This window comes from Serratia plymuthica, assembly GCF_018336935.1.
GTDB classification, from domain to species: Bacteria; Pseudomonadota; Gammaproteobacteria; order Enterobacterales; family Enterobacteriaceae; genus Serratia; species Serratia plymuthica_B.
In genome coordinates, this window is sequence record NZ_CP068771.1 from 3,208,501 (window position 1) to 3,224,910 (window position 16,410).

At 57.1% G+C, this 16,410-nt stretch carries 15 protein-coding genes, 1 tRNA gene, 1 rRNA gene and 1 riboswitch; of the genes, 9 read left to right on the forward strand and 8 right to left on the reverse strand.

Annotated features, from left to right (window positions below):
- Positions 1 to 7: 7 nt before the first annotated feature.
- Positions 8 to 83: transfer RNA gene (locus tag JK621_RS14985), tRNA-Glu, on the reverse strand.
- A 145-nt stretch (positions 84 to 228) separates the two neighbouring features.
- Positions 229 to 1,770, reverse strand: a 16S ribosomal RNA gene (locus tag JK621_RS14990).
- Between the two features lie 635 nt (positions 1,771 to 2,405).
- Here JK621_RS14990 and purH point away from each other — a divergent pair.
- Both purH and purD read left to right on the forward strand, forming a co-directional pair.
- Positions 2,406 to 3,995: a bifunctional phosphoribosylaminoimidazolecarboxamide formyltransferase/IMP cyclohydrolase gene (gene purH, locus JK621_RS14995; RefSeq protein ID WP_212556676.1), complete on the forward strand. Its 1,590-nt coding sequence runs from the start codon at positions 2,406 to 2,408 to the stop codon at positions 3,993 to 3,995.
- 48 nt (positions 3,996 to 4,043) lie between these two features.
- Positions 4,044 to 5,327 (forward strand): phosphoribosylamine--glycine ligase, encoded by a 1,284-nt coding sequence (gene purD / locus JK621_RS15000; RefSeq protein ID WP_212556677.1) that lies wholly within the window; start codon positions 4,044 to 4,046, stop codon positions 5,325 to 5,327.
- A gap of 52 nt (positions 5,328 to 5,379) precedes the next feature.
- Here purD and JK621_RS15005 read toward each other — a convergent pair whose 3' ends face one another.
- From JK621_RS15005 to nudC, 6 genes are all read right to left on the reverse strand, one after another.
- Positions 5,380 to 6,051, reverse strand: coding sequence for a DUF1481 domain-containing protein (locus JK621_RS15005; RefSeq protein ID WP_212556678.1), 672 nt, complete (start codon positions 6,049 to 6,051; stop codon positions 5,380 to 5,382).
- Positions 6,052 to 6,087: 36 nt separating this feature from the next.
- Positions 6,088 to 6,360: a nucleoid-associated protein HU-alpha gene (gene hupA / locus JK621_RS15010; RefSeq protein WP_012004757.1), complete on the reverse strand. Its 273-nt coding sequence runs from the start codon at positions 6,358 to 6,360 to the stop codon at positions 6,088 to 6,090.
- Between the two features lie 189 nt (positions 6,361 to 6,549).
- A complete protein-coding gene (locus JK621_RS15015) occupies positions 6,550 to 7,140 on the reverse strand; it encodes a YjaG family protein (protein WP_004953973.1) in 591 nt (196 codons plus the stop codon).
- 48 nt (positions 7,141 to 7,188) lie between these two features.
- Positions 7,189 to 7,875: a deoxyribonuclease V gene (gene nfi, locus JK621_RS15020; protein ID WP_212556679.1), complete on the reverse strand. Its 687-nt coding sequence runs from the start codon at positions 7,873 to 7,875 to the stop codon at positions 7,189 to 7,191.
- Positions 7,876 to 7,884: 9 nt separating this feature from the next.
- A complete protein-coding gene (hemE, locus tag JK621_RS15025) occupies positions 7,885 to 8,949 on the reverse strand; it encodes a uroporphyrinogen decarboxylase (protein ID WP_126479714.1) in 1,065 nt (354 codons plus the stop codon).
- 38 nt (positions 8,950 to 8,987) lie between these two features.
- Positions 8,988 to 9,755 carry an NAD(+) diphosphatase gene (nudC, locus tag JK621_RS15030; RefSeq protein ID WP_212556680.1) on the reverse strand — a complete coding sequence of 256 codons (768 nt, stop codon included), beginning with the start codon at positions 9,753 to 9,755 and terminating at the stop codon, positions 8,988 to 8,990.
- A 99-nt stretch (positions 9,756 to 9,854) separates the two neighbouring features.
- Between nudC and rsd the strand changes: the two genes are divergently transcribed.
- The 7 genes from rsd to thiH all read left to right on the forward strand — a co-directional run bounded on the left by rsd (position 9,855) and on the right by thiH (position 16,076).
- Positions 9,855 to 10,358 (forward strand): sigma D regulator, encoded by a 504-nt coding sequence (gene rsd, locus JK621_RS15035; RefSeq protein WP_212556681.1) that lies wholly within the window; start codon positions 9,855 to 9,857, stop codon positions 10,356 to 10,358.
- 39 nt (positions 10,359 to 10,397) lie between these two features.
- A riboswitch (TPP riboswitch) is annotated at positions 10,398 to 10,521 on the forward strand.
- A 115-nt stretch (positions 10,522 to 10,636) separates the two neighbouring features.
- The gene (gene thiC / locus JK621_RS15040) at positions 10,637 to 12,580 is read left to right on the forward strand and encodes a phosphomethylpyrimidine synthase ThiC (protein ID WP_249337077.1); all 1,944 of its coding nucleotides are present in this window, start codon (positions 10,637 to 10,639) and stop codon (positions 12,578 to 12,580) included.
- On the forward strand, positions 12,573 to 13,211 hold the full coding sequence (gene thiE / locus JK621_RS15045; RefSeq protein ID WP_212556682.1) for a thiamine phosphate synthase: 639 nt from the start codon (positions 12,573 to 12,575) through the stop codon (positions 13,209 to 13,211). Before thiC ends, thiE begins: the two co-directional genes overlap by 8 nt.
- 4 nt (positions 13,212 to 13,215) lie before the next feature.
- Positions 13,216 to 13,965, forward strand: a complete 750-nt coding sequence (locus JK621_RS15050; protein ID WP_212556683.1) for a HesA/MoeB/ThiF family protein — start codon at positions 13,216 to 13,218, stop codon at positions 13,963 to 13,965.
- On the forward strand, positions 13,962 to 14,162 hold the full coding sequence (gene thiS / locus JK621_RS15055; protein WP_212556684.1) for a sulfur carrier protein ThiS: 201 nt from the start codon (positions 13,962 to 13,964) through the stop codon (positions 14,160 to 14,162). Before JK621_RS15050 ends, thiS begins: the two co-directional genes overlap by 4 nt.
- A 1-nt stretch (position 14,163) precedes the next feature.
- Positions 14,164 to 14,943 (forward strand): thiazole synthase, encoded by a 780-nt coding sequence (locus tag JK621_RS15060; RefSeq protein WP_212556685.1) that lies wholly within the window; start codon positions 14,164 to 14,166, stop codon positions 14,941 to 14,943.
- Positions 14,943 to 16,076 carry a 2-iminoacetate synthase ThiH gene (gene thiH / locus JK621_RS15065; protein ID WP_212556686.1) on the forward strand — a complete coding sequence of 378 codons (1,134 nt, stop codon included), beginning with the start codon at positions 14,943 to 14,945 and terminating at the stop codon, positions 16,074 to 16,076. Before JK621_RS15060 ends, thiH begins: the two co-directional genes overlap by 1 nt.
- The last annotated feature ends 334 nt before the right edge of the window (positions 16,077 to 16,410 follow it).

Here is a 16,410-nt window from a genome sequence, read left to right on the forward strand (position 1 = left end):
ATCGGATTGGCGTCCCCAAGGGGATTCGAACCCCTGTTACAGCCGTGAAAGGGCAGTGTCCTAGGCCTCTAGACGATGGGGACACGAAAATCCGATTAAACTGAACGTTTTAATCGGTTCGTATCAGCATGAGTCAGAGACTCATTACATCAACAGGTAGCGCTTTTGCTCATTACTTTTTCATCAGACAATCTGTGTGAGCACGCCACGCGAATCAATATCATTAGGTAAGGAGGTGATCCAACCGCAGGTTCCCCTACGGTTACCTTGTTACGACTTCACCCCAGTCATGAATCACAAAGTGGTAAGCGCCCTCCCGAAGGTTAAGCTACCTACTTCTTTTGCAACCCACTCCCATGGTGTGACGGGCGGTGTGTACAAGGCCCGGGAACGTATTCACCGTAGCATTCTGATCTACGATTACTAGCGATTCCGACTTCATGGAGTCGAGTTGCAGACTCCAATCCGGACTACGACGTACTTTATGAGGTCCGCTTGCTCTCGCGAGTTCGCTTCTCTTTGTATACGCCATTGTAGCACGTGTGTAGCCCTACTCGTAAGGGCCATGATGACTTGACGTCATCCCCACCTTCCTCCGGTTTATCACCGGCAGTCTCCTTTGAGTTCCCGACCGAATCGCTGGCAACAAAGGATAAGGGTTGCGCTCGTTGCGGGACTTAACCCAACATTTCACAACACGAGCTGACGACAGCCATGCAGCACCTGTCTCAGAGTTCCCGAAGGCACTAAGCTATCTCTAGCGAATTCTCTGGATGTCAAGAGTAGGTAAGGTTCTTCGCGTTGCATCGAATTAAACCACATGCTCCACCGCTTGTGCGGGCCCCCGTCAATTCATTTGAGTTTTAACCTTGCGGCCGTACTCCCCAGGCGGTCGATTTAACGCGTTAGCTCCGGAAGCCACGCCTCAAGGGCACAACCTCCAAATCGACATCGTTTACAGCGTGGACTACCAGGGTATCTAATCCTGTTTGCTCCCCACGCTTTCGCACCTGAGCGTCAGTCTTTGTCCAGGGGGCCGCCTTCGCCACCGGTATTCCTCCAGATCTCTACGCATTTCACCGCTACACCTGGAATTCTACCCCCCTCTACAAGACTCTAGCTTGCCAGTTTCAAATGCAGTTCCCACGTTAAGCGCGGGGATTTCACATCTGACTTAACAAACCGCCTGCGTGCGCTTTACGCCCAGTAATTCCGATTAACGCTTGCACCCTCCGTATTACCGCGGCTGCTGGCACGGAGTTAGCCGGTGCTTCTTCTGCGAGTAACGTCAATGCAATGTGCTATTAACACACTACCCTTCCTCCTCGCTGAAAGTGCTTTACAACCCTAAGGCCTTCTTCACACACGCGGCATGGCTGCATCAGGCTTGCGCCCATTGTGCAATATTCCCCACTGCTGCCTCCCGTAGGAGTCTGGACCGTGTCTCAGTTCCAGTGTGGCTGGTCATCCTCTCAGACCAGCTAGGGATCGTCGCCTAGGTGAGCCATTACCCCACCTACTAGCTAATCCCATCTGGGCACATCTGATGGCGTGAGGCCCGAAGGTCCCCCACTTTGGTCCGTAGACGTTATGCGGTATTAGCTACCGTTTCCAGTAGTTATCCCCCTCCATCAGGCAGTTTCCCAGACATTACTCACCCGTCCGCCGCTCGTCACCCAGAGAGCAAGCTCTCTTGTGCTACCGCTCGACTTGCATGTGTTAGGCCTGCCGCCAGCGTTCAATCTGAGCCATGATCAAACTCTTCAATTTAAAAGTTCGATTTGCTTCAACTCGTGAAGCGATGCTCAAAGGTTACTAAATGAATTTTACTTCAGTAGTCACTCTTCAAGACTTGATATTTTTTCGAACCCGAAGGTTCTGGATATCGTCTTGTGGAGTGCCCACACAGATTGTCTGATAAATTGTTAAAGAGCAGTGAGTTAGCCGCCGTAGCTTGCTATCTCGAGGTGGCGTATATTACGCTTTCCTCTTTCAGAGTCAACCCTAATTTTCAGGATTTTTTCTCTTCGAACCCCGGAGACTCTGTGAAGTTGTTCACATGTTCCGTGTCGATGGAGGCGCATTATAGGGAGCTCCTCGCAGGCCGCAACAGGTATTTTCGACAAAAACGATCGTTTGCTGCATTCCACAGCAAAACCCGTCCTTATACCCTGTTGTGCACAACTTTATCCACAGAACCCATTTGCGAGGAAAATTTACGAGCACCGCGCAAACGTTTTCGCTACAATTCCTCGCGACGAAACGCTCCCTCTTTTATAAGGTCGTTACCTGAATCTGTGCCCGATTGCTCCTCTATAGAGAGAAAATCCTTTCCTTATAGAGAGAAGCAGGTGGAAATTCACGTAACGCTCTTTATTGCGACTCCAAAGCCAAGGGATAAAACCATGCAACAACCTCGTCCAATCCGCCGGGCCCTGCTCAGCGTCTCCGACAAAGCCGGTATCGTTGAATTCGCCGAAGCGCTTTCCCAGCGTGGCGTCGAACTACTCTCCACCGGCGGCACCGCCCGTCTGCTGGCAGATGCCGGCCTGCCTGTTACCGAAGTTTCCGACTACACCGGTTTCCCGGAAATGATGGACGGACGAGTGAAGACCCTGCATCCCAAGGTACACGGCGGCATTCTGGGCCGTCGCGGTCAGGACGATGCGATCATGGGCCAGCACGACATCAAGCCGATCGACATGGTAGTCGTTAACCTTTATCCGTTCGCCCAGACAGTCGCGCGCCCGGACTGCTCGCTGGAAGACGCGGTCGAGAATATCGATATCGGCGGCCCGACCATGGTGCGCTCCGCGGCCAAGAACCATAAAGACGTCGCCATCGTGGTGAAGAGCAGCGACTACGCCGCCATCATTACCGAGATGGATAACAACGATGGCTCGCTGCAATACGCCACTCGTTTCGATCTGGCTATCAAAGCCTTCGAGCATACCGCCGCCTACGACAGCATGATCGCCAACTACTTCGGCGCACTGGTTCCAGCCTATCACGGCGATACTGAACAGCCTGCCGGCCGGTTCCCACGCACCCTGAACCTTAACTACATCAAGAAGCAGGATATGCGCTACGGTGAAAACAGCCACCAGCAAGCTGCCTTCTATATAGAAGAGAACGTTCAGGAAGCTTCTGTCGCTACCGCTGACCAGCTGCAGGGCAAAGCGCTCTCCTATAACAACATCGCCGATACCGACGCCGCGCTGGAATGCGTCAAAGAGTTCGCCGAGCCGGCCTGCGTGATCGTCAAGCACGCCAACCCATGCGGTGTGGCTATCGGCGACGATATCCTGGTGGCCTACGAGCGCGCCTACCAGACCGATCCGACCTCGGCTTTCGGCGGTATCATCGCCTTCAACCGTGAACTGGATGCCGCCACCGCGCAAGCCATCATTAGCCGCCAGTTCGTGGAAGTGATCATTGCACCGAGCATCAGCCAGGAAGCCCGCTCTCTGCTGGCCGCCAAGCAGAACGTTCGCGTTCTGGCCTGCGGTCAATGGCAACAACGCGTTGCCGCGCTGGACTTCAAACGCGTCAATGGCGGCCTGCTGGTGCAGGATCGCGATCTGGGTATGGTGAACGAAGGCGATCTGCGCGTGGTGTCCGAACGTCAGCCGAGCGCTCAGGAACTGCGTGATGCGCTGTTCTGCTGGAAAGTGGCCAAATTCGTGAAATCCAACGCCATCGTTTATGCGCGTGACAATATGACCATCGGCATAGGCGCTGGCCAGATGAGCCGCGTTTACTCCGCCAAAATCGCCGGGATCAAAGCGGCAGACGAAGGGCTTGAGGTGAAAGGTTCCGCCATGGCGTCCGACGCCTTCTTCCCGTTCCGTGACGGCATCGATGCGGCAGCGGCGGTTGGCATCACCTGCGTGATCCAGCCTGGCGGTTCGATCCGCGACGACGAAGTGATTGCCGCCGCCAACGAACACGGCATTGCGATGATCTTCACCGACATGCGCCACTTCCGCCATTAATCCCTTTTGCCGCGTGCGCTACGGCGCACGCTCTGCATGGAGTACCTGATGAACATTTTAATTATCGGCAACGGCGGGCGTGAACATGCGCTGGCATGGAAAGCCGCTCAGTCACCGCTGGCAGACAACGTTTACGTCGCACCGGGCAACGCCGGTACCGCGCTGGAACCAAACCTGACAAACGTAGCGATCTCCGCCACCGATATTCCGGCGCTGGTCGCCTTTGCACAGAGCCATGACATCGGTCTGACCATCGTTGGGCCGGAAGCGCCGCTGGTGATTGGCGTGGTTGACGCCTTCCAGGCCGCAGGCCTGAAAATCTTTGGCCCGACCCAGGCGGCCGCTCAACTGGAAGGCTCTAAAGCCTTTACCAAAGACTTCCTGGCGCGTCATAACATTCCGAGCGCCGAGTACCAGAACTTTACCGACGTTGAACCGGCGCTGGCTTATGTACGCAGTAAAGGTGCCCCTATCGTCATTAAAGCCGATGGTCTTGCCGCCGGTAAAGGCGTCATCGTCGCCATGACGCTGCAGGAAGCGGAAGACGCAGTGCAGGACATGCTGGCCGGCAACGCTTTTGGCGATGCGGGCCACCGTATCGTGGTGGAAGAATTCCTCGAGGGTGAGGAAGCCAGTTTTATCGTGATGGTCGACGGCGAGAACGTAGTGCCGATGGCCACCAGCCAGGATCACAAACGCGTTGGCGATGGCGATACCGGCCCTAACACCGGCGGTATGGGCGCCTATTCCCCGGCCCCGGTAGTCACTGATGAAATCCACCAGCGAGCAATGGACCAGGTCATTTGGCCGACGGTACGCGGCATGGCCGCGGAAGGGAATACCTACGTCGGTTTCCTGTATGCCGGGCTGATGATCTCTGCAGACGGTCAGCCGAAAGTGATTGAGTTCAACTGCCGCTTTGGCGATCCGGAAACTCAACCCATCATGCTGCGTCTGCGCTCCGATCTGGTTGAACTGTGTCTGGCCGGTGAGGAAGGCAAGTTGAATGAGAAAACGTCCGAGTGGGACGAGCGCCCTGCCTTGGGCGTGGTACTGGCGGCCGGCGGATACCCGGGCGACTACAGCAACGGTGACGTGATTCAGGGCCTACCGCAGCAGGAAAGCGCCGACGGCAAAGTGTTCCATGCCGGTACGCGCATGCAGGGCGATGACGTAGTCACTAACGGTGGGCGCGTGCTGTGCGCGACAGCGCTGGGTGCAACGGTAGCGGAAGCGCAACAACGCGCATACCAGTTGGCGAAAGGCATTCAGTGGCAGGGCAGTTTCTGTCGCAGCGATATTGGCTATCGTGCGATTGCCCGCGGCAAATGATCTGAACGTCGCACCACAGTCAAACGAGGGGTTCTGCATGCAGAACCCTTTTTTATAACGTCTCTTCTTTCGGTTCCCAGCGGCAAAAATCGTCGTTCGCCACCAGCAGCAGTTCACGCCCTTCCGGCGCGTCCAACCAGGCTATATTCACCGGCTGGTTGCTGTTGCGGGCACGCCGCGCGATCCAGGCCTCTGCATTCTTATCCAGCTTCGGCTTGATTGATTGCCCATCACAGGTTTGCACCACATCCTGCTGCCAACGCCCCTGCATCAGCGTCACCTTACCGGCGCGCAACGCATCGCTCAGTTCAAGGACCCGCCGTGCCTGGTATTGATACAGGGCGATCTCATCGCCGGTCAATTGCTCACGCCGCGTAGCCAGCTGGCGTTGCATAAAACTCACCGTGCCGTCATCGGCAAAGCGTAATTGAATAGAGTCTTGATCGCGATCGGCATCAGTGCGCTTAATCTGGCGCAGTTCACCGTTCTGGTATTCGTACAGGGTAGTGACCGTGCCTGGCCCGCGATAGGGGCTGTAGACACTCATCAGCACCTGAGGACGTTGCTGGTCGTCGTCTTTACGCCACAGACGCATAACGCCCTGATCGGCCACGTAGCCGCTGGCGGTAAAGGTGGGGGGATCAGAATGACTGCTGCAGGCGCTCAGGCCACCGGCAATGCCAATGGCCAGCAGCGCCTGTCGGACAAACAAAAGGGGCGCCATCGCCCCCCTGTTTAATCTTTTCACCAACACGCAGTATTACTTAACCGCGTCTTTCAGTGCTTTACCAGAAACGAACGCAGGCACGTTGGCAGCTGCGATTTTGATTTCTTTACCAGTCTGTGGGTTGCGGCCGGTGCGCTCGTTACGATGGTTCACTTTGAAAGTACCGAAACCAACCAATTGTACTGCATCACCTTCTTTCAGAGACTCAGTAATAGCAGCCAGGGTGGATTCCAGAGCCAGTTTAGCTTGTGCTTTGGAAAGGTCAGCCTTGTCCGCGATTACATCAATCAGTTGAGTCTTGTTCATAAGTTATCCTTACAGTGTGTTTATCGTTTGCAAAGCATCGAGTGCGACGGATATGCCGATTGACAGCACCCTCCTGCATACACGCACCGATAGCCACTTTTTTTACGCCCCCCAAATGTAGACCAGACAGGGTGCGGATGTGAAGCCTTAAGGCATGACAAATCAGGCGTTAAATCACGTTTTCTTGCCTTATTGCGTTAAATTTATCCCGATATTACTTACCGCAGCCTCGCGGAGGTCAGAACGCAACCCTTTGATCAGCTCTAAATCACGCTCTTCACAGTCAGCCAACAGGCGGAAAATCTCCCATTGAATGTCCCATTCTTCCTCTACCGCAGGCAAAACCTTCAACTCATCGTCGGTCATTTCTTTACCGGCCTGAGTCATTTCCAGCATCGCCACGGTGCGAATCGACGTTTCGCTAATGGCAATGGCGTGCTCCAGCGTCTCCCCGCTGAGCCGCGAATGGATCAGTTCCCCTAATGCGATACAGGCGTCAATCGCCGGGTAAACGCCGTAAAGATCGTAATCTTCTGCCGAGGGAATCGCCTCTTCCAACTTCTCCAGCTGGCTGTCAAAGTTGACCTTGGCATCCTTCACCACCAGGGTTTCCCACACCAAATCCAGAATGCGGCGGTAAATGGCCGGATCGCCGAACTCGGTCTGCAGGCAGAACATCTGGTAATTCGGATACATACGCTCGCACAAACTGGCCATAAAGGTCAAATGTTGCCAGCTTTCAAGCTTTTCCAGACGTAAATGAATCGGGTTACGTAGCATTATTCACTCTCTTACGCGTTATCTGCGCCGCAGTGTACCCGAAATCGGTCATTGCGGCACCTCTGGATGCTGTTGCAGCCAGCGCTGGAAGGCCGGCCGGCGCGAGGCGATGGCATCGGCCCAGCGCGTGGGTTCAGGTAAACGGTAGCCCGCCATGCAGCGCTGTACCCAGGCCAGTGCGCTGTCGGCGCTTACACGGTGGCCGGTGGCGATAAACAATGGGTTGCAGCGCACCTTGCTGCGCCACACCCAGCCAAGCTGTTCGCCTTTATCCTCCAGCGGCGCCAGCGCACCGGCGGCGACATCCAGAGGCGCGAATTTACCGCACAGGCGCTTCTTCGCCACGCCGATGGTCGGCACATTGACCAACAACCCAAAGTGGCTGGCGACGCCCAGGCGGCGCGGATGCGAAATGCCATGACCGTCGACAAAAACCAGGTCCGGCTTCTGTTGCAATTGCTCCCACGCAGCAAGCAACGCGGGATATTCACGGAATGAAAGAAAACCCGGAATATAGGGCATGGTAGTAGCCACACGGGCAATCTGGTATTCAACCAGTTCCAGCGACGGATACCGCAGGATGGCGATGGCAGCTCGCGTCACCGCCCCTTCCTGCTCGAAACCCACGTCAGCGCCGGCGATAAAAGCCGGCGTATCGACCAGAAAGTCATCGTGGCGAATGACTTCAGACGCACGTTGCAACTGCTCTGCGCGCAGAGCTTGGGTATCTACCACATTCCGTCCTTAGCGATGGTATTTCGCCGATTGAGCGTGAACGGCCTCTACAAAGACGCCCGCGTTTTCTGGCGGTACGTCCAGATGAATGCCGTGGCCCAGGTTGAACACGTGGCCTTCGCCGTGGCCGAAACCGGCCAGAATGGTTTCCACTTCTTGGCCGATGCGTTCAGGCGATGCGTACAGCATGGACGGATCCATATTCCCCTGCAGCGCCACTTTGTCGCCTACGCGACGGCGCGCATCCGCAATATCGGTAGTCCAGTCCAGGCCCAGCGCATCACAACCGGTCGCCGCCATCGCTTCCAGCCACTGGCCGCCGCCTTTGGTGAATAACGTGACCGGTACGCGGCGGCCGTCGTTTTCACGCAGCAGCCCGTCGACAATCTTGTGCATGTAGTGCAGCGAGAATTCGCGATAGTCGCGTCCGGTCAGCACACCGCCCCAGGTATCGAATATCATCACCGACTGCGCGCCGGCTTTAATCTGGGCGTTAAGATACAAAATGACGCTGTCCGCCAGCTTATCCAGCAGCAAATGCAACGTGGCCGGTTCGGCGTACATCATTTTTTTCAGCTTGGTAAAGGCCTTGCTGCTGCCTCCTTCCACCATGTAGGTCGCCAGCGTCCACGGGCTGCCGGAGAAGCCAATCAGCGGCACTTCGCCTTTCAGTTCGCGACGAATGGTGCGTACCGCGTTCATCACATAGCCCAGTTCCACTTCCGGATCGAACACCGGCAGTTTGTCCACGTCGGCACGGCTGGTGATCGGCGAAGAGAAGCGTGGGCCTTCACCGGCTTCGAAATACAGGCCCAGCCCCATAGCATCGGGAATGGTGAGGATATCGGAGAACAGGATAGCGGCATCCAGCGCATAGCGGCGCAGCGGTTGCAGCGTAACCTCACAGGCCAACTCCGCATTCTTGCACAGCGACATGAAATCGCCGGCTTGAGCGCGGGTAGCCTTGTACTCCGGCAAATAACGACCGGCCTGACGCATCATCCATACTGGGGTCACATCCACCGGCATACGTTGCAGCGCGCGCAGGTAACGATCGTTCTTCAACTCATTCATATAGGGCTCCCTTATTCATCTGCCGTTATTGTAGCGATTTATTGCTCACGGCATAAGGCTACGGTGTCCTCTATCAGGCGGCGCGCCACTGTGCCGGGCGGCGGCAACAGCGGCAACTGGTCATAACGGTACCAGCCGGCGTTCAGCAGCTCTTTCGGATCGTGACGAATCTCACCGCGGTGGTAATCGGCCATAAAGGCCATCATCAGCGAATGCGGGAACGGCCAGGGTTGAGAAGTCACATAGCGCAGGTTTTTGATTTCAATATTACTTTCTTCCATCACCTCGCGCGCGGCCGCCTGCTCCAGCGTTTCACCGACCTCGACAAAACCGGCCAATACGGTATGAATGCCGCCGCGATGACGCACATGCTGCGCCAGCAGGATCTCATCGTCGCGCCGAATAGCGACGATCACGCAGGGTGCAATTTGCGGGTAGTAACGCTCCCGACAGTGACCGCACAGACAGGCGCTCTCGGTACGGCTGAGGTGCATCTCATGGCCGCAATAACCGCAGAAGCGATGAGAGCGGTAAAAGTCGGCCAGTTGCACGCCGCGCCCGGCAAGCTGAAACAACCCGCGATCGAGCTCGAGCAGTTGGCGCACCGAGCCCATATCCTGCGGCATCGCCTGACGCACCAGCCACACCGGCAGCCCTTCCCACTCACCAATGGTGCGCGCCATTCGCCCCTGCAGGGAAAACGACGCCGCCGAACCGAACGGCAATTCACCGTGCGGTAACCAAATTTTGCTTTCATGGCTGACGATCCACCAGCCATTTTCATTACCCGTTAATGCAAGTTCCATATCGTTGTTGCACAACCTCAGCTTCACTGGCACTCTACAAATCGGCCTTGTTACATTTTAATAACTTACTGTTACTTTTTATTACTTACGGAGTCAAACATGCTCAACCGTTTGGAAAGCCTGACTCAGCGCGTTGGTGGTAGTAATGAATTAGTTGATCAATGGCTTCAGGCGCGCAAGCAGTTGCTCGTCGCCTATTGCACCCTCGTGGGCATCAAACCGAACAAAGAAAAGCATACGCCGCTGAATGAAAAAGCGCTGGAGAACTTTTGCCATAATTTGGTGGATTACCTCTCTGCCGGGCATTTTCATATCTATGACAGAATTATCAAACAAGTGGAAGCCGCACCCAGTCCGAAAATGGCGCTATCGGTGAACATCTATCCCAAACTTTGGGTCAATACCGAGCAGATCATGGCTTTCCACGATCGCTATACCGAAGTGGATATCGATCAGGACGTGTGCATGGAATTCCACCAGGCGCTGTCGGATATCGGTGAAACGCTTGCGGCGCGTTTCGCTCTGGAAGATAAGCTGATCCAACTGGCGACGGAAGCCTCGCAGCAACCTCTGCCGGATAAAGCACTGGATCAGACGCGTTAGAATTTTGTAGTTTTTTTTATTATCCCTCCTATACTGGAGGGCATCTTGTCGGAGTGCCTAGCGCTGATTTGCTCATCAAATTGGCCAGGCTGAGACCGTTAATTCGGGATCCGCGGAACCTGATCGGGTTAATACCCGCGAAGGGAACAAGAGTAATCTATCGCCACAGGCAGGGCTTCCCGATCGGGGATACCTCCGCCTTCCCGGCCAGCATCATTACTCCCTCCGAGCTCCAGACAAGCAATTTTCCCAACTCATCACACTGGTAGGAATTTGCTATGTCTAACGTTAAAAAACCGCGCGCCCGTAAAGAACAGCGCGAAGAAGCCCAGCAATTCATCGACACTTTGCAGGGCGTATCCTTTCCCAATTCACGCCGCATCTATCTGCAAGGCTCGCGCAGCGATGTCCGGGTTCCGATGCGTGAAATCCAGCTCAGCCCGACGCTGATTGGCGGTGACAAAGACAACCCGCAATACGAGCAGAACGAAGCTATCCCGGTATATGACACCGCCGGCCCGTACGGCGATCCGCAATCCGAGCTCGATGTGCATCGCGGCCTGGCGAAACTGCGCGCCGGCTGGATCGAAGAACGTGGCGATACCGAAGCTCTCAACGGCGTCAGTTCCGGGTTCACTCAGCAGCGCCTGGCGGACGAAGGGTTGGATCATCTGCGCTTCGAACATCTGCCGCAGCCGCGCAAGGCGCAAGCGGGCAAATGCGTCACCCAGTTGCACTACGCTCGCGCCGGCGTCGTCACCCCGGAAATGGAGTTCATCGCCATCCGCGAAAACATGGGCCGTGAACGTATCCGCGGTGAAGTGCTGCGCCACCAGCATCCCGGCCAAAGCTGGGGCGCCAACCTGCCGCAAAACATCACGCCGGAATTCGTTCGCCAGGAAGTGGCCGCCGGTCGTGCCATCATCCCCGCCAATATCAACCATCCGGAAGCCGAACCGATGATCATCGGCCGTAACTTCCTGGTGAAGGTCAACGCCAATATCGGCAATTCCGCAGTGACTTCGTCAATCGAAGAAGAAGTGGAGAAGCTGGTGTGGTCCACCCGCTGGGGCGCAGACACCGTGATGGATTTGTCCACCGGCCGCTACATCCACGAAACCCGTGAGTGGATCCTGCGCAATAGTCCGGTGCCGATCGGCACGGTGCCTATCTACCAGGCGCTGGAAAAAGTGAACGGCGTGGCGGAAAACCTGACCTGGGAAATGTTCCGCGATACGCTGCTGGAGCAGGCCGAACAAGGCGTCGACTACTTCACCATCCATGCCGGCGTGCTGCTGCGCTATGTGCCGATGACCGCCAAACGCCTGACCGGCATCGTCTCCCGTGGCGGTTCGATCATGGCCAAATGGTGTCTGTCGCATCATCAGGAAAACTTCCTGTATCAACACTTCCGCGAAATTTGTGAAATCTGCGCCGCCTATGACGTATCGCTGTCGCTGGGTGACGGCCTGCGTCCCGGCTCGATTCAGGACGCCAACGACGAAGCGCAGTTCGCCGAGCTGCATACGCTGGGCGAACTGACAAAAATTGCCTGGGAATATGACGTGCAGGTGATGATCGAGGGCCCTGGCCACGTGCCGATGCAGATGATCCGCCGCAACATGACCGAAGAGCTGGAACACTGCCACGAAGCGCCGTTCTACACCTTGGGCCCGTTGACTACCGATATCGCACCGGGTTATGACCACTTCACCTCCGGCATAGGGGCCGCGATGATCGGCTGGTTCGGCTGCGCCATGCTGTGCTACGTCACGCCGAAGGAACACCTCGGCCTGCCGAATAAAGAGGACGTCAAACAGGGCCTGATCACCTACAAAATTGCCGCCCACGCCGCCGACCTGGCCAAAGGGCATCCGGGTGCGCAAATCCGTGATAACGCCATGTCCAAAGCCCGCTTCGAATTCCGCTGGGAAGATCAGTTCAATCTGGCGCTCGATCCCGCCACTGCCCGAGCCTATCACGATGAAACCCTGCCGCAGGAATCCGGCAAGATCGCCCACTTCTGCTCGATGTGCGGACCGAAGTTCTGCTCGATGAAGATCTCGCAAGAGGTGCGCGACTACGCCGCCGCCCAGGAGGCCGCCAAGCCGATAGAGGTGCAGCTGACCGGCATGGAGAAAATGTCCGCCGAGTTCCGCGCCCGCGGCAGCGAGCTGTATCACAGCGCCGGCAATCTGCAGGAGGAGACGAGCAATGACTGATATCATGACGCCCTTCCCGGCGACGCCCCACAAACTGGGACTCTACCCGGTCGTAGACAGCGTTGAATGGATTGCCCGCCTGCTGGAAGCGGGCGTGACCACGATCCAACTGCGCATCAAGGATTTGCCGGATGAGCAAGTCGAGGACGATATCGCCGCCGCCATAGCCCTCGGCAAGCATTATCACGCCCGGCTATTCATCAACGACTACTGGCAACTGGCGATTAAACACGGCGCCTATGGCGTGCACCTCGGCCAGGAAGATTTGGATACCACCGATCTGGCGGCGATCCATCGGGCAGGATTACGGCTTGGCGTTTCCACCCATGACGATGCCGAATTAGCCCGGGCAATCGCAGTCAAACCCTCTTATATCGCGCTGGGACACATTTTCCCAACCCAAACCAAAGAGATGCCTTCCGAACCCCAAGGTCTGGCTGAGCTGAAACGCCATGTCGCCGGGCTGGCGGACTACCCGACGGTGGCGATCGGCGGGATCGGGATCGATCGCGTGGCGTCGGTGCTGGATTGCGGCGTCGGCAGCGTGGCGGTGGTTAGCGCCATCACCAAGGCCCCGGACTGGCGTGCGGCCACCGCGCAGCTTTTGCAACTGATCGAAGGCAAGGAGTGACTCGATGCTTAACGATCAAGAATTTCTGCGCTACAGCCGCCAGCTGCTGCTGGAGGACGTAGGTCCGCAAGGCCAGGAAAAGCTGAAACAGGCATCGGTTTTGCTGGTCGGCCTCGGGGGATTAGGATCCCCCGCCGCGCTCTACCTGGCCGCTGCCGGCGTCGGCACGCTGCTGTTGGCAGATGACGATAGGCTGCACATCACCAATCTGCAGCGCCAGATCCTCTACCGCAGCGGCGACGTTTCCAAAAGCAAAGCCGCTCTGGCGCAGCGTCAGTTGCAAGCGCTGAACCCGCAGGTGGAATCCATCGCGCTGGAACAGCGTTTACAAGGGGAAAGCTTGCAGGACGCCGTGGAGCGCGCCGATCTGATCCTGGATTGCAGCGATAACATGACAACCCGCCATGCCGTGAACGCCGCCTGTATCGCCGCCGGCAAACCGCTGATCAGCGGCAGCGCGGTGGGCTTCAGCGGCCAATTGCTGGTGATTGAACCGCCTTATGCCCACGGCTGCTACGCCTGCCTGTACCCAGAACACACCGAGCCGCAACGCAACTGCCGCACCGCAGGCGTACTCGGCCCGGTGGTCGGTGTGATTGGCACCCTGCAGGCGCTGGAGGCGATAAAAATGCTGGCGGGAATGCCTTCATCGCTCAGCGGCAAGTTGCGGTTGTTCGATGGTAAACAGCAAAGCTGGAGTACGTTGCAGCTCAGTCAGGCCAGCGCCTGCCCGGTCTGCGGAGGCGCAGCATGAAAATCCGGCTGAATGACCAACCGCTGGAACTGGCGCAGCCACTGAGCGTCACTGCCCTGCTTGAGCAGCTAGGGCGCCACCAGCCAGGTACCGCTCTGGCTATTAACCAAACTATCATCCCGCGTGCCGACTGGGCTAACCACCAGGTGCAAGACGGCGATGACATCCTGCTGTTTCAAGCGATTGCCGGAGGCTGACATGCTGCAAATCGCCGATACCACCTTTACTTCACGCCTGTTTACCGGCACCGGTAAATTCGCCACTCCTGCGCTGATGCTGGAAGCGCTGCAAGCCTCCGGCTCGCAGTTAGTGACCATGGCGATGAAGCGCGTTGACCTGCGCGGCGGCAATGATGCCATTCTTGCGCCGCTGCAACAGTTGGGCGTGCGCCTGCTGCCCAACACGTCCGGCGCAAAAACCGCCGCTGAAGCGGTGTTTGCCGCCCGCCTGGCGCGCGAGGCACTTGGCACCCATTGGGTAAAACTGGAAATCCATCCCGACGTGAAATATCTGCTGCCGGACCCTATTGAAACGCTGAAAGCAGCGGAAACGCTGGTTAAAGAGGGCTTTGTGGTGTTGCCCTACTGCGGTGCCGATCCGGTGTTGTGCAAACGGCTGGAAGAGGTGGGCTGCGCAGCGGTGATGCCGCTCGGCGCACCGATAGGATCCAATCGCGGGCTACGGACCCGCGACTTCCTGGAAATCATTATCGAACAGGCCAAAGTGCCGGTGGTGGTCGATGCCGGCATCGGTGCGCCAAGTCATGCTCTGGAGGCGATGGAGCTGGGCGCCGATGCGGTGCTGGTGAATACCGCAATCGCCGTGGCTCGCGATCCGGTACAAATGGCGCGGGCGTTCCGTTTGGCACTGGAAGCCGGTGAACTGGCGCGCCTGGCCGGGTTGGGCAGCCGCAGCCGCAGCGCGGTAGCCTCCAGCCCGCTGACCGCCTTCCTCAACCAAACCGGGGAGGCATTGTAATGACAGAGGATTTCAGTAGCCGCTGGCAGCAGCTCGATTGGGACGATATCTCGCTGCGCATCAACAGCAAAACCGCGCTGGATGTCGAACGGGCGCTCGGTGCGCAAAAATTGACGCGTGAAGATTTTATGGCGCTGATCTCGCCCGCAGCACTGCCCTATCTGGAACCGCTGGCGCAGCGTGCCCAACAGCTGACGCGCCAACGCTTTGGCAACGTGGTCGGCTTCTATGTGCCACTGTATCTGTCCAACCTGTGCGCCAACGACTGCACCTATTGCGGTTTTTCGATGAGCAATCGTATAAAACGTAAAACTCTGGATGCCGCCGAGATCGAGCGCGAATGCCTGGCGATTAAGGCATTGGGTTTCGAGCACCTGTTGCTGGTCACCGGCGAGCACCAGAGCAAAGTCGGCATGGACTATTTCCGCCGGCATATTCCGGCGATCCGCCCCCACTTCAGTTCACTGATGATGGAAGTGCAACCGCTGGCGGAGGAGGAATATGCCGAGTTGAAAACGCTGGGGCTGGACGGCGTGCTGGTGTATCAGGAAACCTATCATCCTGCCACCTACCTGCAACATCATTTGCGCGGGCAGAAACAGGATTTTCACTGGCGGCTGGCTACGCCGGATCGCCTCGGCCGTGCCGGGATCGACAAGATCGGCCTCGGCGCGCTGATTGGGCTTTCCAACAGTTGGCGCACCGACTGCTATATGCTGGCCGAACACCTGTTCTACCTGCAGCAAACTTACTGGCAGAGCCGTTACTCAATTTCATTCCCACGTCTGCGCCCCTGCGCCGGCGGCATTGAGCCTGCATCAATCATGAGTGAACCGCAGTTAGTGCAGTTAATCTGCGCCTTTCGCCTGTTTGCGCCTGACGTAGAGCTTTCTCTGTCTACACGCGAGTCGCCGTTCTTCCGTGATCATATGATCCCGGTGGCGATCAACAGCGTCAGTGCCGGCTCCAAGACCCAGCCCGGCGGCTATGCCGACGATGTGCCGCCTGAACTGGAGCAGTTCGAACCGCACGATGGCCGCACACCGCAGCAGGTGTCGCAGGCTATCAGCGCAGCCGGGTTGCAGCCGGTGTGGAAAGACTGGGACGGATATCTGGGGCGTAGCACGCAGTAATTTGCAATCTTTGCAGCGCGGTTGGAAAAGCCATGGAAGCGCAGCGCAAAGCCTGCCAATGCTGCTGGTACGGGAAATCAACGCGGCTATAGTGGCGATGCTGGCTTCCGAACCCGGCACCAGCCGGAGCCGCTATTTTCTCAACGGCTCTGCTTACCAACCCCCGGATCGCGCCGGATACCCTTCTGCGCGACTCCGGGACCTCTCAATGCCTGGCTCCTCCCGCATGCATCTCGCCGATCTTTTGACAAACCAAACTGGTTGGACCACATTTAAAGTCTGATCGCTGAAGCCGGTCTGATAACTCTGCGAGATAACCACTATGAATCTGTAC

Excerpts from the sequence above, each read along its gene's own strand:
- purH (WP_212556676.1), top strand. The coding sequence starts at position 2,406 with ATGCAACAACCTCGTCCAATCCGCCGGGCCCTGCTCAGCGTCTCCGAC.
- purD (WP_212556677.1), top strand. The coding sequence starts at position 4,044 with ATGAACATTTTAATTATCGGCAACGGCGGGCGTGAACATGCGCTGGCA.
- JK621_RS15005 (WP_212556678.1), bottom strand. The coding sequence starts at position 6,051 with ATGGCGCCCCTTTTGTTTGTCCGACAGGCGCTGCTGGCCATTGGCATT.
- hupA (WP_012004757.1), bottom strand. The coding sequence starts at position 6,360 with ATGAACAAGACTCAACTGATTGATGTAATCGCGGACAAGGCTGACCTT.
- JK621_RS15015 (WP_004953973.1), bottom strand. The coding sequence starts at position 7,140 with ATGCTACGTAACCCGATTCATTTACGTCTGGAAAAGCTTGAAAGCTGG.
- hemE (WP_126479714.1), bottom strand. The coding sequence starts at position 8,949 with ATGAATGAGTTGAAGAACGATCGTTACCTGCGCGCGCTGCAACGTATG.
- nudC (WP_212556680.1), bottom strand. The coding sequence starts at position 9,755 with ATGGAACTTGCATTAACGGGTAATGAAAATGGCTGGTGGATCGTCAGC.
- rsd (WP_212556681.1), top strand. The coding sequence starts at position 9,855 with ATGCTCAACCGTTTGGAAAGCCTGACTCAGCGCGTTGGTGGTAGTAAT.
- thiC (WP_249337077.1), top strand. The coding sequence starts at position 10,637 with ATGTCTAACGTTAAAAAACCGCGCGCCCGTAAAGAACAGCGCGAAGAA.
- thiE (WP_212556682.1), top strand. The coding sequence starts at position 12,573 with ATGACTGATATCATGACGCCCTTCCCGGCGACGCCCCACAAACTGGGA.
- JK621_RS15050 (WP_212556683.1), top strand. The coding sequence starts at position 13,216 with ATGCTTAACGATCAAGAATTTCTGCGCTACAGCCGCCAGCTGCTGCTG.
- thiS (WP_212556684.1), top strand. The coding sequence starts at position 13,962 with ATGAAAATCCGGCTGAATGACCAACCGCTGGAACTGGCGCAGCCACTG.
- JK621_RS15060 (WP_212556685.1), top strand. The coding sequence starts at position 14,164 with ATGCTGCAAATCGCCGATACCACCTTTACTTCACGCCTGTTTACCGGC.
- thiH (WP_212556686.1), top strand. The coding sequence starts at position 14,943 with ATGACAGAGGATTTCAGTAGCCGCTGGCAGCAGCTCGATTGGGACGAT.